This is a genomic window from Micromonospora chokoriensis (assembly GCF_900091505.1).
GTDB lineage: Bacteria > Actinomycetota > Actinomycetes > Mycobacteriales > Micromonosporaceae > Micromonospora > Micromonospora chokoriensis.
Map to the genome: position 1 here is coordinate 6,397,237 of NZ_LT607409.1, position 18,295 is coordinate 6,415,531.

The 18,295-nt window shown below is 71.5% G+C and carries 13 protein-coding genes and 1 pseudogene; 6 read left to right on the forward strand and 8 right to left on the reverse strand.

The annotated features are described in order from the left end of the window. Positions 1–56 precede the first annotated feature (56 nt). The gene (locus GA0070612_RS28985; protein WP_088990802.1) at positions 57–758 is read right to left on the reverse strand and encodes an ACT domain-containing protein; all 702 of its coding nucleotides are present in this window, start codon (positions 756–758) and stop codon (positions 57–59) included. A gap of 147 nt (positions 759–905) precedes the next feature. Continuing rightward, a pseudogene (locus GA0070612_RS28990) lies at positions 906–2,629 on the reverse strand (alpha-keto acid decarboxylase family protein). Between the two features lie 144 nt (positions 2,630–2,773). Here GA0070612_RS28990 and GA0070612_RS28995 point away from each other — a divergent pair. Both GA0070612_RS28995 and GA0070612_RS29000 read left to right on the forward strand, forming a co-directional pair. Further along, the gene (locus GA0070612_RS28995; protein WP_088990803.1) at positions 2,774–3,853 is read left to right on the forward strand and encodes a phosphotransferase family protein; all 1,080 of its coding nucleotides are present in this window, start codon (positions 2,774–2,776) and stop codon (positions 3,851–3,853) included. Next, positions 3,853–5,064, forward strand: a complete 1,212-nt coding sequence (locus tag GA0070612_RS29000) for an acyl-CoA dehydrogenase family protein (RefSeq protein ID WP_088990804.1) — start codon at positions 3,853–3,855, stop codon at positions 5,062–5,064. The genes GA0070612_RS28995 and GA0070612_RS29000 overlap by 1 nt, the downstream gene beginning before the upstream one ends. A 25-nt stretch (positions 5,065–5,089) precedes the next feature. On the opposite strand, the gene GA0070612_RS29005 is transcribed toward GA0070612_RS29000, so the two are convergent. The 6 genes from GA0070612_RS29005 to GA0070612_RS29030 all read right to left on the reverse strand — a co-directional run bounded on the left by GA0070612_RS29005 (position 5,090) and on the right by GA0070612_RS29030 (position 11,752). After that, entirely contained in the window at positions 5,090–6,136 is a 1,047-nt protein-coding gene (locus tag GA0070612_RS29005; RefSeq protein WP_088990805.1) for a LacI family DNA-binding transcriptional regulator, read from the reverse strand. Positions 6,137–6,219: 83 nt separating this feature from the next. Further along, positions 6,220–7,641 (reverse strand): GH1 family beta-glucosidase, encoded by a 1,422-nt coding sequence (locus GA0070612_RS29010; protein WP_088990806.1) that lies wholly within the window; start codon positions 7,639–7,641, stop codon positions 6,220–6,222. Beyond that, complete coding sequence (locus tag GA0070612_RS29015; protein ID WP_088990807.1) at positions 7,638–8,480, reverse strand: carbohydrate ABC transporter permease; 843 nt, start codon at positions 8,478–8,480, stop codon at positions 7,638–7,640. The genes GA0070612_RS29010 and GA0070612_RS29015 overlap by 4 nt, the downstream gene beginning before the upstream one ends. Positions 8,481–8,490: 10 nt before the next feature. Beyond that, positions 8,491–9,462, reverse strand: a complete 972-nt coding sequence (locus GA0070612_RS29020; RefSeq protein ID WP_088990808.1) for a carbohydrate ABC transporter permease — start codon at positions 9,460–9,462, stop codon at positions 8,491–8,493. A 109-nt stretch (positions 9,463–9,571) separates the two neighbouring features. Continuing rightward, positions 9,572–10,858, reverse strand: coding sequence for an ABC transporter substrate-binding protein (locus GA0070612_RS29025; protein WP_088990809.1), 1,287 nt, complete (start codon positions 10,856–10,858; stop codon positions 9,572–9,574). Between the two features lie 330 nt (positions 10,859–11,188). After that, on the reverse strand, positions 11,189–11,752 hold the full coding sequence (locus tag GA0070612_RS29030; RefSeq protein WP_088990810.1) for a plasmid pRiA4b ORF-3 family protein: 564 nt from the start codon (positions 11,750–11,752) through the stop codon (positions 11,189–11,191). A gap of 150 nt (positions 11,753–11,902) precedes the next feature. Here GA0070612_RS29030 and GA0070612_RS29035 point away from each other — a divergent pair, with 150 nt between their 5' ends. The 4 genes from GA0070612_RS29035 to GA0070612_RS29050 all read left to right on the forward strand — a co-directional run bounded on the left by GA0070612_RS29035 (position 11,903) and on the right by GA0070612_RS29050 (position 18,184). Beyond that, a complete protein-coding gene (locus GA0070612_RS29035) occupies positions 11,903–12,649 on the forward strand; it encodes a pyrimidine reductase family protein (protein ID WP_088990811.1) in 747 nt (248 codons plus the stop codon). Between the two features lie 139 nt (positions 12,650–12,788). Continuing rightward, on the forward strand, positions 12,789–14,543 hold the full coding sequence (locus GA0070612_RS29040; protein WP_088990812.1) for an ATP-binding protein: 1,755 nt from the start codon (positions 12,789–12,791) through the stop codon (positions 14,541–14,543). Between the two features lie 18 nt (positions 14,544–14,561). Then, positions 14,562–15,710 carry an exonuclease SbcCD subunit D gene (locus GA0070612_RS29045; protein ID WP_088990813.1) on the forward strand — a complete coding sequence of 383 codons (1,149 nt, stop codon included), beginning with the start codon at positions 14,562–14,564 and terminating at the stop codon, positions 15,708–15,710. Next, positions 15,710–18,184: an AAA family ATPase gene (locus GA0070612_RS29050; RefSeq protein WP_088990814.1), complete on the forward strand. Its 2,475-nt coding sequence runs from the start codon at positions 15,710–15,712 to the stop codon at positions 18,182–18,184. The genes GA0070612_RS29045 and GA0070612_RS29050 overlap by 1 nt, the downstream gene beginning before the upstream one ends. Positions 18,185–18,295 lie beyond the last annotated feature (111 nt).

Below are 18,295 nucleotides of genomic sequence, written 5' to 3' on the forward strand. Positions count from 1 at the left end.
CCGCCTGTTGCCGCGCGGTTGCCCGGCGGTGTCGAGCCGGGAACTCCTCGGGCCGTTCAGGGGCCGGCGACCACCGGGGGCGCCCCGACCAGGTCGAGCCGGTCACCGAGGATGACCGTGCTGGCCCGGACGAGCTGCGTGAGCCGGTCCACCTCGGTGCTGTGGAACGCGGCGGCGGAGAGGGTCTCGGTGCGTTCGCGGGCCACGACCAGCACCAGTCCCGCCCGGCCGAACGGCGCGATTGCGTGGTGGGTGCCGTCGGGCGTGGTCATCGACCGACCGCGCAGCGGGGTCACCTCCGGCAACCGCAACGGCACCGGGGTACGCCAGCTCGCGTGCCCCACCGTCGCCCCGCCACCGCCGGTCCGCGAGGCCCAGTCGACGGGCACCACGGCGGCGACGGCCCAGTCGGCTGCCAGCAGCCCGGGCACGGCGTCGACCAGGGTCGCGAGCCCGTCGGCGGGGTTGGCCGCGACCTGCGCCAGCAGCTCCGCGTCCTGGCCGGTGGTGGTGGGCGCGCCGATCGCCCGCCACACACCGTCCACCCGCACCCCGGGAATCGCCGCCAGGCCGGCCAGCAGTCGCTCCACCCGGGCCGCGCCCGGCCAGACCACCGTGAAGTCGTCCACCGCGCGCCCGCCGAGACGTTCGAGGACCACCACCTGGACGATGTCCGCGCCGGAGACGCCCAACGTGCGGGCGACCTGGCCGAGCGTGCCCGGACGGTCCGGCAGGGTGACCCGAACTCGCAGCAACATGTCTGTCCCTCCGCTCGGCGGGCCGGCCGAAAGACGGCCGGCAGGCTGGACCCAGCCTGGTCGTTGACCATTTCGTCCCTGTTGCAGGGCCATGTCCCGAGCGGAAATTTCGGCGGCTGGTTACGGGGCGGGGCCGGACGGCGACGCTCAGGGCAACCCGCCCAGCGGCAGGACCGGCGTGGAGGCGAGCTGCGCGTGGTAGTCCGCGGCAGAGGTCTCCCGACCCCACTGCGGCATGCCGGTGGGCAGGTCCAGCGGGTCGGTCTCCACCTCGATGACTGTCAACTGGGCCGGAGGGCCGTCGATGCCGGCCAGGATGGCGGCGAGTTCGCCCTCGGTACGGGCGACGTGGGCGGTGAAGCCCTTGTCCCGCCCGAACACCGCCGGCAGTTCGGTGTACCGCCAGTTGTCGATGTCGTTGTACGGCTGGTGCCGCCCGTCGACAGCCCGTTCGACGGTGTAGCCGCCGTTGTTGACCACGATGATGATCGGACGTTGGTTCGTGGCGAGCATCCGGCTGATCTCCTGCACTGTCAGTTGCAGCGATCCGTCGCCGGTCACCAGCACCGTCCGCCGATCCGGTGCCGCCACCCCGGCTCCGAAGGCGGCCGGGGTGGCGTAGCCGATCGAGCCCCAGATGGGCGGCCACACGACCGTGACGTCGGCGGGCAGGCGCATCGTCGCCGCGCCGAAGGACGGGGTGCCGGTCTCCGGGACGAAGATGTCCCCCTCGCGCAGCATCCGCTGGATCGCCGGCCAGAGCCGTTCCTGCCGGATCGGCTCGTCGCTCGACGGGTCGAGTGCGGGCGGCTCGGCGGCCAGCAGCGCCGCACGTGACCACTCCGCCGTACGGTTCGGGGCGATCTCGTGCAGGCAGCGCAGCGCCGCCGGCAGGGCGACCGGGGCGAAACGCGTGCCGGCGACGACGGCGGCGTCGCGTGCAGGCTGATGACCCGGTCCACAGCGATGTCGGCGGTGAACAGGCCGTCCCAGTCGAAGAACGTGGTCCCGACGCAGACGAGGGCGTCCGCGCCCTCCACCACCGCACGGACCTCGTCGACGCTGTCACCGCCGTTGTAGGCGCCCACGTAGTGGGGGTCGGACTCGTCGAGCAGCCCCCGTCCCAGCGACTGCGCGGCGACCGGCCAGTTCCGTTCGGTCGCCAGGGCGGTGACGGCGGCGCCGAGGTGGAAGCGGATCGGCAGGTTCCCCACGAGCATGGCGGGCCGCTCGGCGCCGGCGAGCAGCCGCCGGGCGGCGCTGGCGAAGGCGTCGAGCTGCCCGGGCGAGACGACCGGCTCGGGGCGGGCGAACTGTCGCGCCGGCTCGGCGACCTCGGCGTGGGCCACGTCGCCGGGCATCCGGACGTAGACCGGACGCTGCTGCGACCAGCACTCGGTGAGCACCCGGTCGACCTCCACCAGGGCGTTCTGCGGGGTCAGCGACGTCTGGGCGACGGTCACCTCGCGCGCCACCCGTACCCAGTGCTCGAAGTCGCCGTCGGCGAGCGAGTGGTGCATGGAGGTGCGCTGCCGCATGATCTCCTCGGTCGGACCGCCGACGATCGAGACGATCGGCACAGACTCCGCCATGGCCCCGGCCAGCGCGTTGACAGCCGACAGCTCACCGGGACCGAACGTGGTGAGGATCGCGGCCACGCCGCCGAGGCGGGCGTATCCGTCGGCGCTGTAGCCGGCGTTGAGCTCGTTGCAACTGCCGACCCACTCGATCCCGTCGAACGCCTCGATCTGGTCGAGGAAATCCATGTTGTAGTCCCCGGGCAACCCGAACACATGGCGCACCCCGAGGTCGTAGAGCCGGCTGAGCAACAGCTCGCCGACAGTCGTGGTGCCCCTGCTCGACGTCGCCACGATTGACCTCCATCGCTCCGAAGACCGTCTCCACTGCCCGCCCTCAAGACGATATCCAGGGGATTGTCGGAAAGGTGGGGATTGTGGGCGTTGGTGGTTCGACCTGACCTTGACAACATGAACGGCCTGCCATCAACTAGTCGGATGAGCGATCCGGCCGTCGATGTGTCCCGGCCGGAGGCCGATCCCCCCTCCCCCGCCGGGCTGTCCCTGGACCGACTCCGTGACTACCTGGCGGAGCACCGTCCCGAGCTGGCCGTCGAGCCGCTGCGGGCCCACCTGATCGCAGGCGGCAAGTCCAACCTCACCTACCTGCTGCGCCTCGGCGACCGCGAGGTCGTGCTGCGCCGTCCCCCGCTGGGGCACGTGCTGGCCACCGCGCACGACATGGCCCGCGAGTTCCGGGTCATCTCGGCGCTGGCCCCCACCGAGGTGCCGGTCCCCGGCGCGCTGCTGCTCTGCGCCGACCCGGAGGTGATCGGGGCGCCGTTCTACCTGATGGAACGGGTGCCCGGCGAGGTGTTCCGCACCCGCGCCCAGACCGACCCGCTGGGCGACGAGAGCCGCCGGGCCCTCGCCATGGCGATGATGGACACCCTCGCCGCGCTGCACAGCGTCGAGCCGTCCGCTGTCGGGTTGAGCGACTTCGGCCGCCCGGAGGGCTACCTGGCGCGGCAGGTCCGCCGCTGGGCCGGGCAGCTCGACCGCTCCCGCAGCCGCCCCCTGCCCGGCATCGACGAGCTGCGGGACCTGCTCGCGGCGACCGCCCCGGAGGGCGCGAACGCCGGCCGGATCGTGCACGGCGACTACCGGCTGGACAACCTCCTCGCCTCGGCCGACCCGGTGGCCGTGCACGCGGTGCTCGACTGGGAGATGGCCACCCTCGGCGACCCCCTCGCCGACCTGGGGCTGTTGCTGACCTACTGGGACGTGCTGGGCGGCAGCGAGACCGCCGAGGGCAACCCGGTCGCCGACGGGCTCGGGCCACGCGCCGGCTTCCCCACCGGCACCGAACTGATCGACAGGTACGCCGGGCGCAGCGACGTCGACGTCGGCCCACTGCACTGGCACGTGGCGTTGGGCTGTTTCAAACTCGCGGTCATCTGCGAGGGCATCCACTACCGGCACACGCTCGGGCAGACGCTCGGCGAGGGCTTCGACCGGATCGGCGAAATGGTGGCACCGCTGGTCGCGCACGGGCTGACCGCCGCCAGGGAGCGGTGATGGACTTCTCATACGACAGCCGGACAGAGGAACTGCGCGACGAGCTGACCCGGTTCCTGACCGAGCACGTCTACCCGGCCGAGGCCGTGCACGCCGAGCAGGTGGCGGCGGGTGACCCGTGGTCGCGTACCCCGGTGTTGGCGGAGCTGAAGGTGGAGGCCCGCAAGCGGGGCCTGTGGAACCTGTTCCTGCCCGACCCGCGCTACGGCGCCGGCCTGACCAACCTGCAGTACGCGCCGCTGGCCGAGCTGACCGGGCGCAGCCCGCACCTGGCCCCGGAGGCCGTCAACTGCGCGGCACCGGACACCGGCAACATGGAGCTACTGGCCGAGTTCGGCTCGGAGGCGCAGCAGCAGCGGTGGCTGATGCCTCTGCTGGAGGGTGAGATCCGCTCCGCGTTCTGCATGACCGAGCCGGACGTTGCGTCCTCCGACGCCACCAACATCTCCACCCGGATCACCCGTGACGGCGACGAGTACGTGATCAACGGGCGCAAGTGGTGGTCGTCGGGCGCGATGGACCCGCGCTGCGAGATCTTCATCGTGATGGGCAAGACCGACCCGTCGGCCGACCGGCACCGCCAGCAGAGCATGGTGCTGGTCCCCCGGGACACACCGGGTGTCGTCGTCCGCCGGGGCATGACCGTCTTCGGCTACACCGACGGCTCGCACGGCGGGCACGCCGAGATCGACTTCACCGACGTGCGGGTGCCCGCGGAGAACCTGATCGGCGCCGAGGGCACCGGCTTCGCCATCGCCCAGGCCCGGCTCGGTCCGGGCCGGATCCACCACTGCATGCGGTTGATCGGAATGGCCGAACGGGCCCTCGAACTGCTCTGCAAGCGGGCGCTCGACCGGGTCGCGTTCGGGCGGCCGCTCGCCGAGCAGGGCGTGGTCCGGGAGTGGATCGCCGAGTCGCGGGTGCGCATCGAGCAGGCCCGGTTGCTGGTGCTCAAGACGGCCTGGCTGATGGACACCGTCGGCAACAAGGGCGCACACACCGAGATCCAGGCCATCAAGATCGGCACCCCGGCGATGGCGGAGTGGGTGATCGACAAGGCCATCCAGGGGTACGGCGGCGCCGGCGTCAGCCAGGACACCCCGCTGGCCGCCCTCTGGGCGCAGACCCGAACCCTGCGCCTGGCCGACGGCCCCGACGAGGTCCACCGCAACTCCCTGGCCAAGCGCGAACTCCGCCGCTGGACCTCCTGACCGGCCCCCACCCGGGCGGTGGGGGTCAGGCGGAGGCCCGGTGGACCAGCTGGGTGTCCAGGAGGATGTGCGAGGTGGGTAGCTCCTCGCCGCGGATCCGGGCGACCAGCAGACGTGCCATCTGCCGGCCCATCTCCTCCACCGGCTGGAAGACGGTGGTCAGCGGCGGGTCCGCCTGCAGGGCGATCGTCGCGTCGTCGAAGCCGATCACCGCGACGTCCTCGGGCACGCGCCGGCCGGCCTCGCGCAGGGTCCGCAGCGCGCCGAACGCCATCAGGTCGGACGCGACGAAGACCGCGTCCAGGTCCGGGCAGACGTCCAGCAGTCGGCGCATGCAGGCCGTGCCGCTGCCCTCGCTGAAGTCCCCGTACGCGATCAGGTCCGGGTTGACCCCGACCCCGGTGGCCTTCACCGCCTCGGTGTAGCCGGCCAGGCGGGCCAGGCCGGCACCCATGTCCTGCGGGCCGGCGATGGTGGCGATGCGCCGTCGCCCCAGCCCGGTGAGGTATTCGACCGCCTGCCGGGCCCCGCCAACGTTGTCCACGTCGACGAACCACGCCGGTTGTGCGCCCGGCTGCAACATCCGGGCGGGCCGACCACCGAGCACGGCGGGCAGTCCACGCTCCTCCAGCAACGTCGGCAGCGGGTCGGAGTCGTGCAGCGACAGCAGCAGTACGCCGTCGACGTGCTGGTTGGTCAGGTGGTGCTCGACCCGCTCCCGCTCCACCGGCGACTGCGCCATGGCCAGCCAGAGCTGCATCGGCGTCTCCAGCAGCCCGGAGCTGATCCCCCGCACGATCGAGGCGAAGAACGGTTCGGTGAAGACCCGCTCACCGGACTCGGACACCACCAGCGCGACGGAGTCGGTGCGCTGGGTGACGAGCGCGCGGGCGGCCCGGTTCGGCACGTACCCCAGCTCGGCGATGGCCTGTTGGACCGCGGCCCGGGCCTCCGGGCTGACCTGGGGCGAGCCGTTGACGACGCGGGAGACCGTGCCCCGGCCGACGCCGGCACGCGCCGCGACCGCGTCGAGGGTCGGGCGCCCGAGCGACCGGGTGCGCTGCGTTGTCATGGTGTGCTCCTCCGACGGCGGGCGGACCCGGCGCCACCTGCGGGAGGTGGACGCCGGGACCCGTCCTGATGGCTGGCCCGAGCCTATTGTGCGGCCAGACCGTTGCGCCGGATCACCGAGGCGTACCACTTGGCGCTGGACTTGGGGATGCGAACCTGGCTGTCGTAGTCGACGTGGATCATGCCGAACCGCTTGGTGTAACCCCAGGCCCACTCGAAATTATCCATCAACGACCAGGCGAAGTATCCCCGCAGAGGCACTCCGTCGTCGATCGCTTCGTGCGCGGCGCGCAGGTGCGCGTCGAAGTAGGCCAGCCGGTCGACGTCGTCGACCTCCCCGTCGACCACCGAGTCGACGAACGCGGAGCCGTTCTCGGTGACGTACAGCGGCAGGTCGGTGTAGCCGTGCACCCGACGCAGGGTCTCGCGCAGGCCCGGGGCGTCGATCTCCCACCCCATGTCGGTGACCGGGACGCCCCGGGTGACGAACCGGACGTCCTCGCTGCCCGGCCAGCACGACGGGGACGGGTCGACCGGGTCGCCCTCGACCGCCGCGGCCACCACGTGCCGGCTGTAGTAGTTGACCCCGACCAGGTCCAGCGGCGCGGAGATGGTCGCCAGGTCGCCGTCCCGCACGTGGTCGAAGTCGGTCACCGTGGCGAGGTCGGCCACCAGGTCCTCCGGGTACGACCCGCGCAGCAGCGGGTCCAGGAAGAACCGGTTGGCCAGCCCGTCGATGCGCCGCGCCGCGTCCACGTCGGCGGGGGCGTCGGTGGCCGGGTCGACCGGGTAGAGGTTGACCGTCACGCCGACCTCGGCGGCCGGACGGGCCGCCCGCAACGCCTGCACGGCCAGGCCGTGACCGAGCATCAGGTGGTGCCCGGCACGAACCGCGTCCGCCCCGTCGGTGCGGCCCGGCGCGTGCACGCCGGACCCGTAGCCGAGGAACGCCGAGCACCACGGCTCGTTCAGCGTGGTCCAGTAGCGCACCCGGTCACCGAGCGCGTCGGCCATCAGGGTGGTGTAGTCGGCGAAGCGGGCCGCGGTGTCCCGGGCCGGCCAGCCGCCGGCGTCCTCCAGCGGCTGCGGCAGGTCCCAGTGGTAGAGGGTCAGCCACGGCTCGATGCCGTTGGCCAGCAGCTCGTCGACGAGTCGCCGGTAGAAGTCCAACCCCTTCGGGTTGGCCGCGCCGACGCCGCCGGGCTGCACCCGGGACCAGGAGACCGAGAAACGGTACGACTTGAGGCCCAACTCGGCCATCAGCGCGACGTCGCCGCCGAGCCGGTGGTAGTGGTCGCACGCGACGTCGCCGGTGTGCCCGGCGACGACGCGACCGTCGGTGTGGCTGAAGGTGTCCCAGATCGACGGGGTACGGCCGTCCTCGGCCGCCGCCCCCTCGATCTGGTATGCCGCGGTCGCGGCTCCCCACAGGAATCCGGGTGGGAAGGTCAGCCCGGTGCGTTCGTCGAGGACGTCGACGGCGGGCGGGCTGGCGGGGTTGCTCACGACTTGACGGCACCTTCCATGATCCCGCCGATGATCTGGCGGCCGAACACGAGAAACACGATGACCAGGGGGATGGTGCCGATCGCCGTGGCGGCGAACACCTGGGAGTAGTCGGTGTAGTAGGCGTACGAGAGGAAGGAGAGCGAGACCTGCAGGGTCGGGTTCTCCGGGGTGAGGACGGCGTACGGCCAGAGGAACGAGTTCCAGGTCTCCATGAAGGTCAGCAGACCGAGAACGCCGGCGGCGGGGCGCAGCGCGGGCAGCACGATGTTCCAGTAGATCCGGAACGTGCTGGCCCCGTCGACCCGACCGGCCTCGATCAGCTCGTCGGAGATCGCCTGGCTGGCGTACTGCCGCATCATGAACACGCCGAAGGCGCTGACCAGGAACGGCACGGTGACCGCGTAGAGGGTGTCGTACCACCCCAGGTCCTGCATCATGCTCCAGAGCGGGATGAGCCCCATCTGGGTCGGGATCATCATGGTGATGATGATCGCCAGCAGGAGGCCGTTGCTGCCCCGGAACCGCAGCTTGGCGAAGGCGAACCCGGCCAGCGAACCGGTGAGCACCACCGAGACGGTGACCACCGAGGAGACGATGATCGAGTTCATCATGCCGGTGAAGAAGTTGGCGGCGTCGTTGTCGAGCACCCGCTGGAAGTTGTCACCGAACGCTCCGCCGGGGGTGGACGGCGGCGGCACGTCGTTGATCGAGTCCAGGCTGCGGGTGCCGATCACGATCATGTAGTAGAACGGGTAGATCGAGAGCAGCGCCGCCAGGACGAGCGCCACGTAGGTCAGCGGGCTGGTGCGCCACAGGCGCCGGGAAGCCGAAGTCATCGCTCGCTCCTCACTTCGCCGAACGGCGGACGAGTAGGAAGTTGAACAGCGACACCACGACGATGATCATGAAGATCGCCCAGGCGACCGCGGCCCCGTAGCCGGCGGTGTTCAGGTTTTCGATGCCCATCTCGTACATGTACATGGCCAGCGTCTGGAACTCCCGCTGGTTGCCGCCGAGGATGTTGCCGTTGGCGAAGAGCAGGGGCTCGGTGAAGAGCTGCATGCCGCCGATCGTGGACAGGATGACCACGAAGATGAAGGTGGGCTTGAGCATGGGCAGGGTGATCTGCCAGAACTGCCGCCACGGGCTCGCGCCGTCGATCTCCGCGGCCTCGTAGAGGTCCTTCGGGATCGCCTGCATGCCGGCGAGCAGGATCAGGGTGTTGTACCCGGTCCACCGCCAGTTGACCATCGAGGAGATGGCGAACCAGGAGCTCCACCGCTGTCCGTCCCAGTCGACGGCGTCGACGCCGACGAGGCTGAGCAGCCAGTTGAAGAGGCCGAACTCGCGCTGGAACAGCATTCCGAAGACGATCGCGACCGCGGCCACCGACACCACGTTCGGCACGAAGATGGCCATCCGGAAGAAGGTCTTGGCGCGCAGGAAGGTCCGGTTGAGCAGGTTCGCCAGGAAGAGGGCGAGCAACAGCTGCGGGATGGTCGACAGGGCGAAGATGCCGAACGTGTTGACCAGCGCGTTCCAGAAGTACTCGTCGTTCACCAGCCGGGTGTAGTTGTCGAGGCCGATGAACGAGTGGTCGCCGATCATGTCCCAGTCGTGCAGGGACATCCAGGCGGTACGCACCATCGGGTACAACCCGAACACGCCGAAGATCAGGAAGAACGGGGCGATGTAGAGGTACGGCGAGTACTTGACGTCGAGACGGTTGAATAGCCTTCCCCGGTTACGTCGGGAAGAGACGTCGCGAGAAGGCGGTGCTGCTGGCGACGGCGGTGCCGTCGTGGCCGACAGGCTCATACGAATTTCCTTTTCCGGCGAGGCCCGGGGGCCCTCGCGCAGGGCGCTACGCGGAGGGGACCGGCCGGTGGCGTCCGGGAAGCCCCGAACGCCACCGGCAGGGAATCACTCAGAAGGCACCCTGAGTCTTTGCGTCCTTCGTGAACTGCTCCCAGGCCTTCGCCTTGTCGAGCTGGCCGTTCTCGAACGCCCGCATCGCCGGCTCGAACGCGTTCTCCTTCACCGCCTGGTGCTTCGGGCCCAGGTGGGTCGGCTGGATCTTGGCGACGCTCTCACCGAAGATCTTGCCGGTCGGCGCGTTGCTGAAGTACTCGTTGGTGTAGCCGATGAACGCCTCGTTCTTCAGCGCCTCCAGGTTGGTCGGCAGCGGGCCCTTGAGCTTGAAGGCCTCCACCTGGCTCTTGGCGTTGGTGAGGAACTCGGCGAGCTTCGCCGCCTCCTTCGGGTACTTGCTCTGCTCGGGAACCGCGAGCCAGGAGCCGCCCCAGTTACCGCCGCCACCCGGCACGGACGCGACGTCCCACTTGCCCTTGTTCGCCGGACCGGAGTTGTCCGAGACGATGCCGAGCATCCAGGACGGGCAGAAGGTGACCGCGAAGGTGCCCTGCTTGAAGCCACCCGACCACTCCGGCGACCAGGTCTGCGCCTTGGCGGAGATGTCCGCCATCGAGGTGGCGGTGTCCCAGGCGTTCTTCACCGCGGGGCTGGTGTCCGCGATGATGTTGTTCTCCTTGTCGTAGAACAGATCACCGTTGCCCTGGAACAACACGCCGTTGGAGACGGCGGTGATCGAGTCGACGAACGCCTTGCCGGTGGCCTGCTTGTACTTCCGACCGGCCTCGTGGAAGCCCTTCCAGTCCGACCAGAGCGCCGACACCTGGTCGCGCTCGGTGGGCAGGCCGGCCGCCTGGAACAGGTCCTTGCGGTAGCAGACGCCGAGGCTGCCGACGTCGGTCGGCAGGCCGATCAGCCGGCCGTCGGGCGACTTGCCGAGCTCCCACTTCCAGGGCAGGTATTCCTTCGAGTGGTCGGCGATCAGCGGGTTGAGGTCAGCCCAGTTGCGCGGGTTGGTCTTGAACTCGTTGAGGATGCCCTCTTCCAGGGCGGTGACGTCCGCCGCGCCCTTGCCGGTGGCCAGGTAGCGGACCAGCTTCGGCCGGTACTCGCTGAGCTGTGCGGTCTTGCGCAGCTCGATCTTGATGCCGGTTTCCTTCTCGTACTGCTTGACGAGCTCGTCGTAGCCGAACTCGCTGAAGGTGTCGACGACCAACTTGGTCGGCTTCTCGCCGGCAGCCGGCTTGTCGTCGTCCTTGCCGCAGGCCGCGAGACCGCCGATTGCGGTGGTCGCGGCCAGGGCAGCGGCCGCCAGGCGGGTACGCCGCGTGGTGACACTCATTCGCTGACCCCTCTTTCCGGTGGTGAGGCTGGGTGGTTGTGGTGGGGGTGTCTCATCGCGCCAGGCCGGGGATGCGTGAGTGACCCATGCCACCTCGGGAGCGCTCCCATGAGATTGCCGCCGGGTAACGGGAGTGTCAATAGGGCGATGGGAGCGTTCCCAGATCGTTACCGCAGGCCCCGCCATCCCCTTCCGCCCCAGCCCACACCCCCTCCGACCACCCCGTTGACCCAAGGTGATCAAGAGATTTCGGTCAGAAATCGCCGTGCCGCTGACGCAAATCTCTTGATCGACAGGGCGGACGGGCGCCAGCCGGCGCCGGGGGCCAGGTCAGCAGAAGCGGCGGAGGAGGGTGGTCGCCCGGTCCGGGTCGAAGTGGGACGGGTCGAAGGCGGCGCCCGCCCAGTCGCGCAGCAACGCCAGCCGGGGGTCGGCGAGATCGGCCGGCGCGGCCTGATCGTCCAGGGCCACCAACAGCGCGCGGTAACCCAGCGGCCCACCGATGCCCTCCGGCGGGCAGGCCCGCTCCCCGGCCAGACAGACCGGGTACCGCTCGTCGGGGTCGACGGTCAACGCGTCCTCCACGACCAGGTCGTGCTCCCACCAGTCACCGAAGTCGTAGGTGTAGGAGAACCGGCTGCCCTTGCCGAGCACCGCGTCCAACCGCGCGTCCAACTCGTCGTGCAGCCCCAACTCGCCGTCCGGGTCGGGCTCGCCGTACTGCACGGCGTCGATCTCGAACGAGTGCAGGTGGCAGTCCCGCCACCCCATCGCATGCTGCACCACCCGGTGCAGCCGGTCCAGCGTGTAGCCGGCCGGCACGAGGACCCGCCGCCACACCGATGGGCGGACGCTGGCCAGGGACATCTTCAGCTGGAAGATCTGACGCGGCATGCTGTCCTGCCCTCCCGCGGCTTAGGCTGCGAGCATGATCTGCCGCGCGTGCCGGGCCCGGCGACACGACGACTGCCCGGGCCGGAACTGGTGCGACTGTCAGCACCGTACCGAAGAACCGACCCCTCCGGTCACCGGTCCGGCCGGCGAATGACCGTCGGAATTCCGATCCGACGGCTCTGGCCCGAGCCGTCGGCACAGCCACTCGACGACACCGCGTTGACCGCCCTCTACGGCCGCGACGACCAGCCCCGACTGCGGGTCAACTTCGTCTCCAGCCTGGACGGCGCGGTCACCGTGGACGGCTACTCCGCCGGGCTCTCCGGGGAGCCGGACAAGCGGGTGTTCGGCCTGCTGCGGATGGTCTGCGACGCCCTCGTCGTGGCCGCCGGCACACTCCGCCACGAGGCGTACCGGGCGGTCCGCCTCAACGAGACCCGCCGCGCCTGGCGTCGGGCCAACGGGCTCGCGGAGTACCCGACACTCGTGGTCGTCTCCGGCTCCCTCGACCTGGACCCGGCGCAGGCCGCCTTCGCCGACGCGCCGACCCGCCCGATCGTGCTCACCCACGCCGACGCCGACCCGCCGCCCGGCCTCACCGACGTGGCCGACCTGCTGCGCTGCGGCACCGACCGGGTCGACCTGGCCGCCGGCCTGGCCGCGCTGCACGGGCGCGGGCTCACCCAACTGCTCTGCGAGGGCGGCCCGCACCTGTTCGGCGCACTCACCGCCGCCGACCTGGTGGACGAGTTGTGCCTGACCGTCTCGCCCCTGCTCGCCGGTCCCGGACCGGGCCGGATCACCGCCGGCGACACCGCCCCGCCCCGGCACCTGCCGCTGCGCCACGTGCTCGCCGCCGACGACGGCGTCCTGATGCTGCGCCACGCCCGCCCGTAACGGGCCGTCGCCCGGTCGCACACCCACTGTCGCGGGTGTGACGGCGCATGGTGTCGTCCGCCGCGTCGCGTGGCGACCTGTCGTACTCCTCGGGCAGGATGCACAGCATGCTTCCCGACCGAGCGAGCCGAGTCGCCCGATGACCGACGCCGACCTCGACAGCCCTGGCGAGGCGGTCGGGCGGGTGCTGGGCACCGCCGACGCCACCCCGCTGCAGTTCTGGACGGCCGTGGCGCCCGGCAGCTACCTCCAGCTCGACGACGTGGTGGTGACCCGCCGGGAGCTGCCGGACCGGGAGCCGGTGACGATCGCCGGGGTGGTCACCCAGGTCCGTGCCCGGCACGAGGGCGCCCAGTTCGACTCGGACGTCTTCGCCATCGCCGACGGCACGCTGCCGGCGCAGGTGCAGGAGGCGGCGGAGATCACCACCACGCGCGTCGACCCGGAGCTGTACGTTCCGCCGACGCCGGGCATGGTGGTGCACCGGGCCGAGGGTGACGCCCGGGCACGCGCGCTGCACTTCGACCGGATGGAGCGGCGCATCCCGATGGGGATGGGCCGCGACGGCGTCCCGGTCTACCTCAACGCCGACTTCCTCGACGGCAGCCGGGGCGCGCACGTCTCCATCTCCGGCATCTCCGGTGTGGCGACCAAGACCAGCTTCGCCACCTTCCTGCTCTACTCGGTGTTCCGCTCCGGCGTGCTGGGGGGCGACGCGGTCAACGCCAAGGCGCTGATCTTCAACGTCAAGGGCGAGGACCTGCTCTTCCTCGACCACCCCAACACCCGCCTGGACGAGCCCACCCGCGCGGCGTACGCCAAGCTGGGTCTGAGCGCCGGCGCGTTCCCCGACGTGCGGGTGTACGCCCCGCCGCGCCCCGGCGACTCGTCGGGCACTCCCGACGTGAGCAGCCGGCTCACCGGGGTGGACAGCTTCTACTGGACGCTCGCCGAGTTCTGCACCGACCGTCTGCTGCCGTACGTCTTCGCCGATGCCGACGACGAACGCCAGCAGTACACGATGGTGGTGCACTCGGTGGCGGCGCACCTGGCCCGCTACGCCCAGCCGGCCGACGGCGGGGTGAGCATCGACGGGGTCCGGCTCGGCTCCTACGGCGATCTGGTGGACCACATCGTCGAGGCGCTCAACGATGACGAGACCCGCTCCGACTGGGCGGGCAGCGCGGTCGGTCTGGGCACCGTCAACGCGTTCGCCCGGCGGCTGATCGGCAGTAAGAAGGACCTGGCCCGGCTGATCCGTGGCGACCTGGCGACCCGCCGCCCGCACTCGATCAACACCAGCGAGTCGGCGCAGGTCACAGTGGTCGACCTGCACAACCTTCCGGACCGGGCGCAGCGGTTCGTGGTCGGTGTGACGTTGAAGAGCGAGTTCGAGCGCAAGGAGAAGGCCGGCACCGCGAAGCCGCTGCTCTTCGTCGTGCTGGACGAGCTCAACAAGTACGCCCCCCGGGAGGGCTCCTCCCCCATCAAGGAGGTGCTGCTCGACATCGCCGAGCGGGGCCGCTCGCTCGGGGTGATCCTGATCGGCGCGCAGCAGACGGCGAGCGAGGTGGAACGGCGGATCGTCACGAACTCGGCGATCCGGGTGGTCGGCCGGCTCGACCCGGCCGAGGCGTCCCGCCCGGAGTACGGTTTCCTCCCGCCCGCCCAGCGGCAGCGGGCGCTGCTGGCCAAGCCGGGCACCATGTTCGTCAACCAGCCGGACATCCCGGTGCCGCTCTGCCTGGAGTTCCCGTTCCCGGCCTGGGCGACCCGGGTCTCCGAGGCGGGTCGGGCGCCGTCGGAGACGCTGCGCTCGATCACCCAGTCCGCCGACCCGTTCGCCGTGGTGGGCTCCGGCGGCGGCAGCTCCGACGACGACATCCCGTTCTAGCTGGGGGCCAGCACAGCCATGAAGATCCTGCACACCTCCGACTGGCACGTGGGAAAGGTGCTCAAGGGGCAGTCCCGGGCCGAGGAGCACAAGGCCGTGCTGGCCGGGGTGATCGACATCGCCCGTGCCGAGCAGCCGGATCTGGTGATCGTCGCCGGTGACCTCTACGACACCGCCGCGCCCACCTCGGAGGCGACCCGGCTGGTCACCCGGGCGTTGACGGCGCTGCGCCGCACCGGCGCGGACGTGGTGGCGATCGGCGGCAACCACGACAACGGTCCGGCGTTGGACGCGCTGCGCCCGTGGGCCGAGGCCGCCGGCATCACGCTGCGCGGCGGGGTGCGGGAAAACCCGGACGAGCACGTCATCGACGGCACCACCGCCGGCGGCGAGCGGTGGCGGCTGGCCGCGCTGCCGTTCCTGTCCCAGCGGTACGCGGTGCGCGCGCTGGAGATGTACGAGCTGACCGCTGCGGAGACCAACCAGACGTACGCCGACCACCTGGGCCGGGTGCTGGGGCGACTGACCGAGGGTTTCACCGAACCGGACCGGGTGCACCTGGTCACCGCGCACCTGACGGTGACGGGCGCGTCCACCGGTGGCGGCGAACGCGACGCGCACACGGTGCTGGGCTACGCCGTGCCGGCCACCGTCTTCCCGGCGACGGCGCACTACGTGGCGTTGGGCCACCTGCACCGGGCGCAGCGGGTGATCGGCCCGTGCCCGGTGCGCTACAGCGGCAGCCCCCTCGCTGTCGACTTCGGCGAGCAGGAGAACGTCCCGTCGGTGACGATCGTCGAGGTGACGGCCAGCACCGCCGCCCGGGTGCGGGAGGTGCCGGTGACCGCGGCGAGCGCGCTGCGGACGGTGCGGGGCACCCTGGCCCAGCTCGCCGAGATCGAGGCACCGGACGCCTGGCTGCGGGTGTACGTGCGGGAGCAACCCCGCGCCGGCCTGCGCGAGGAGGTGCAGGAGTTGCTGCCCCGGGCGCTGGAGATCCGGATCGACCCGGAGCTGTTGGCCGCGCCGGGCAGCGGCGCCCGCATCGCGCAGCGGTCGGGGCGTTCGCCCCGGGAGTTGTTCGCCGACTATCTGGACAGCCGGGGTCACGCCGACGAGGGCGTCCAGGAACTCTTCGACGAGCTCTTCGAGGAGGTCGAGCACTGATGCGTCCGATGCGCTTGGACATGGCCGGCTTCACGGTCTTCCGGGACGAGACGACAGTCGACTTCACGGACGCCGACTTCTTCGCCCTGATCGGCCCGACCGGCTCGGGCAAGTCCACGGTGTTGGACGCGATCTGCTTCGCGCTCTACGGCATGGTGCCCCGCTGGGGTGGCGCACGGGGGTTGGCCAACGCCCTCGCCCCGTCGGCGACCGAGGCGCGGGTGCGGTTGGTCTTCGAGTCCGGTGGGGCCCGCTACGTCGCGACCCGGGTGGTCCGCCGGGACGGCCGGGGCAACGTCAAGACCGCGAACGCCGGGTTGCAGGTGATGCCGGCGGGCTTCGACGTCACCAAGCTGGACACCGGGCTGAGCCCGGACGACCTCGGTGAGGTGGTGGCGGGCACCCCCGCCGAGATGGAGCAGGCGGTGCTGGACGCGGTGGGGCTGCCGTACGAGCAGTTCACCAGCTGCGTGGTGCTGCCGCAGGGGCAGTTCGCTGATTTCCTGCACGCGAAGCCTGCGACGCGGCAGCAGATCCTGGTCAACCTGCTGGGCCTGGGCGTCTACGAGGACGTGCAGAAGCGGGCGACGGCGCGGGCCACGCAGGCGGACGCCAAGCTCGACGCGGTCGACCAGGTGCTCGCCGGGCTCACCGGAGTGGACGACGAGGCGTTGGCCGAGGCCGAGGCCCGGGTCGAGCAGATGGCAGAGCTGGCGGCGGCGGTGACGGCGGCGGTGCCGGAGCTGACGGCCGCTCGGGCCACCGCGCGGGAGGCGGCGGCGGCGCTCACCGCCCTCGACGACGAGCTGCGGGTGCTGACCGGGGTACGCGCGCCGGGCGGGGTGGCCGAGGTGGCACGCACGGTCACCGCGGCGCGGGCGGAGGCCGAGGCGGCGGCGACCGCCGTGTCGTTGGCCGAGGAGCGGGAGGAGAAGCTGCGCGGGGAGCTGGCCGGCGTCGGCGACGAGAGCGCGGCGCGGCTGCTCCTGCGGGCGTACGACGATCGGGACCGGTTGTCCGGCGAAGCGGCCACGGTCCGCGCGGCGGTGGGCGCGGCGAACGACGAGCACGCCACGGCGGTGGCCGCGCTGGCCGAGGCCCGGGTGGCGGCCGAGCGGGCCGACGCCGAGTTGGAGGCGGCGTTCCGGGCGCACGAGGAGGCCAAGGCCACCGACCTGGCGGTCAGCTTGCGGGTGCACCTGCACGCCGACGCGCCCTGCCCGGTCTGCGAGCAGCCGGTGACGCGGGTGCCGGACGTGCCGGCCGACTCGGCGGTGGCGGCCGCGACGGCGGCGGGCAAGGCGGCGCGGGCCGCGACCAAGGCGGCGCAGGCGACGGTGCAGCAGCGCGACGCGGCAGCGCGTGACCTGGAGCGGCTGCTGGTGCAGGCGCGGGCCCGCCAGGAGCAGGTGGACGCCCGGTTGGCCGAGCTGGACGGTCAGCTCGACGGCGCGGCGGAGCCGGCCGTGTTGCGTCGGGAGTTGGCCGAGCACGCCCGGTTGCGGGAAGCGTTGGAGGAGGCGGCGACAGCGGTTCGGGCCGGCCGTGAGGCCGCGCGCCAGGCGCGGGCGGGGGTGGACGCCGCCGAGGAGCGGTTACGGGCGGCGTGGCGGGCCTTCGACACCTCCCGGGACGGATTGGCCCGGTTCGGCCCGCCGGCGACCGATCGGGAGGACGTGGCCGCCGCGTGGGGGGCGCTGACCGGTTGGGCGACCACCGAGGCGGACCGCCGCCGCGCGGATCGGGCCGGTCGGGCGGTGGCGGTGACCGAGGCCGAAGCCGCGGCCGATGCCGTGCAGCGCGACATCGCGGCCAGGTTCGCAGCCGTCGACGTGCCGGTCGGTGACGATCCGGTGCACGCCGCGACGGTCGCCGTCGAGCGGGCCGACGCCGACCGGCGACGGCTGCGCGAGCGCCGTGAGCAGGCCGGGGCGCTGCGCGAGCAGCGGTCCGTGCACGAGCGCGAGGCGCAGGTGGCCCGTGCGCTGGCCGGGCACCTGCGGGCCAACAACTTCGAGCGCTGGTTGCTGGCGGAGGCGTTGGACCTGCTCGTCGACGGCGCGTCGGGGATCCTGCGGGAGCTGTCGTCCGGCCAGTACGAGCTGGTGCACGACAAGGGCGAGTTCCTCGTGGTCGACCACCACGACGCCGGGTTGCGCCGGGGCGTGCGCACCCTGTCCGGCGGTGAGACGTTCCAGGCGTCGTTGGCGTTGGCGTTGGCGCTCTCCGAGCAGCTCGCCGGGATGTCGACGACGGCGGCGAGTCTGGAGTCGATCGTCCTGGACGAGGGCTTCGGCACGCTCGACGCGGCCACCCTGGACACGGTGGCCGCCACCCTGGAGAACCTGGCCGCGCGGGGTGACCGGATGGTCGGTGTGGTCACCCACGTGCCGGCGCTGGCCGAGCGGATTCCGGTCCGCTTCGAGGTACGCAAGGACGCCCGCTCGTCGCGCATAGAGCGGACGGGCCGGTGAGCGCGAGGAGTGCAGCGCAGCGGAGCCCCGCAGTCGCGAACGAAAGACCAGCCCGGTGAGCGCGAGGAGTGCAGCGCAGCGGAGCCCCGCAGTCGCGAACGAAAGACCAGC

Excerpts from the sequence above, each read along its gene's own strand:
- GA0070612_RS29020 (WP_088990808.1), bottom strand. The coding sequence starts at position 9,462 with ATGAGCCTGTCGGCCACGACGGCACCGCCGTCGCCAGCAGCACCGCCT.
- GA0070612_RS29015 (WP_088990807.1), bottom strand. The coding sequence starts at position 8,480 with ATGACTTCGGCTTCCCGGCGCCTGTGGCGCACCAGCCCGCTGACCTAC.
- GA0070612_RS29025 (WP_088990809.1), bottom strand. The coding sequence starts at position 10,858 with ATGAGTGTCACCACGCGGCGTACCCGCCTGGCGGCCGCTGCCCTGGCC.
- GA0070612_RS29040 (WP_088990812.1), top strand. The coding sequence starts at position 12,789 with ATGACCGACGCCGACCTCGACAGCCCTGGCGAGGCGGTCGGGCGGGTG.
- GA0070612_RS29000 (WP_088990804.1), top strand. The coding sequence starts at position 3,853 with ATGGACTTCTCATACGACAGCCGGACAGAGGAACTGCGCGACGAGCTG.
- GA0070612_RS29035 (WP_088990811.1), top strand. The coding sequence starts at position 11,903 with ATGACCGTCGGAATTCCGATCCGACGGCTCTGGCCCGAGCCGTCGGCA.
- GA0070612_RS29005 (WP_088990805.1), bottom strand. The coding sequence starts at position 6,136 with ATGACAACGCAGCGCACCCGGTCGCTCGGGCGCCCGACCCTCGACGCG.
- GA0070612_RS29030 (WP_088990810.1), bottom strand. The coding sequence starts at position 11,752 with ATGCCGCGTCAGATCTTCCAGCTGAAGATGTCCCTGGCCAGCGTCCGC.
- GA0070612_RS28995 (WP_088990803.1), top strand. The coding sequence starts at position 2,774 with ATGAGCGATCCGGCCGTCGATGTGTCCCGGCCGGAGGCCGATCCCCCC.
- GA0070612_RS29045 (WP_088990813.1), top strand. The coding sequence starts at position 14,562 with ATGAAGATCCTGCACACCTCCGACTGGCACGTGGGAAAGGTGCTCAAG.
- GA0070612_RS28985 (WP_088990802.1), bottom strand. The coding sequence starts at position 758 with ATGTTGCTGCGAGTTCGGGTCACCCTGCCGGACCGTCCGGGCACGCTC.
- GA0070612_RS29050 (WP_088990814.1), top strand. The coding sequence starts at position 15,710 with ATGCGTCCGATGCGCTTGGACATGGCCGGCTTCACGGTCTTCCGGGAC.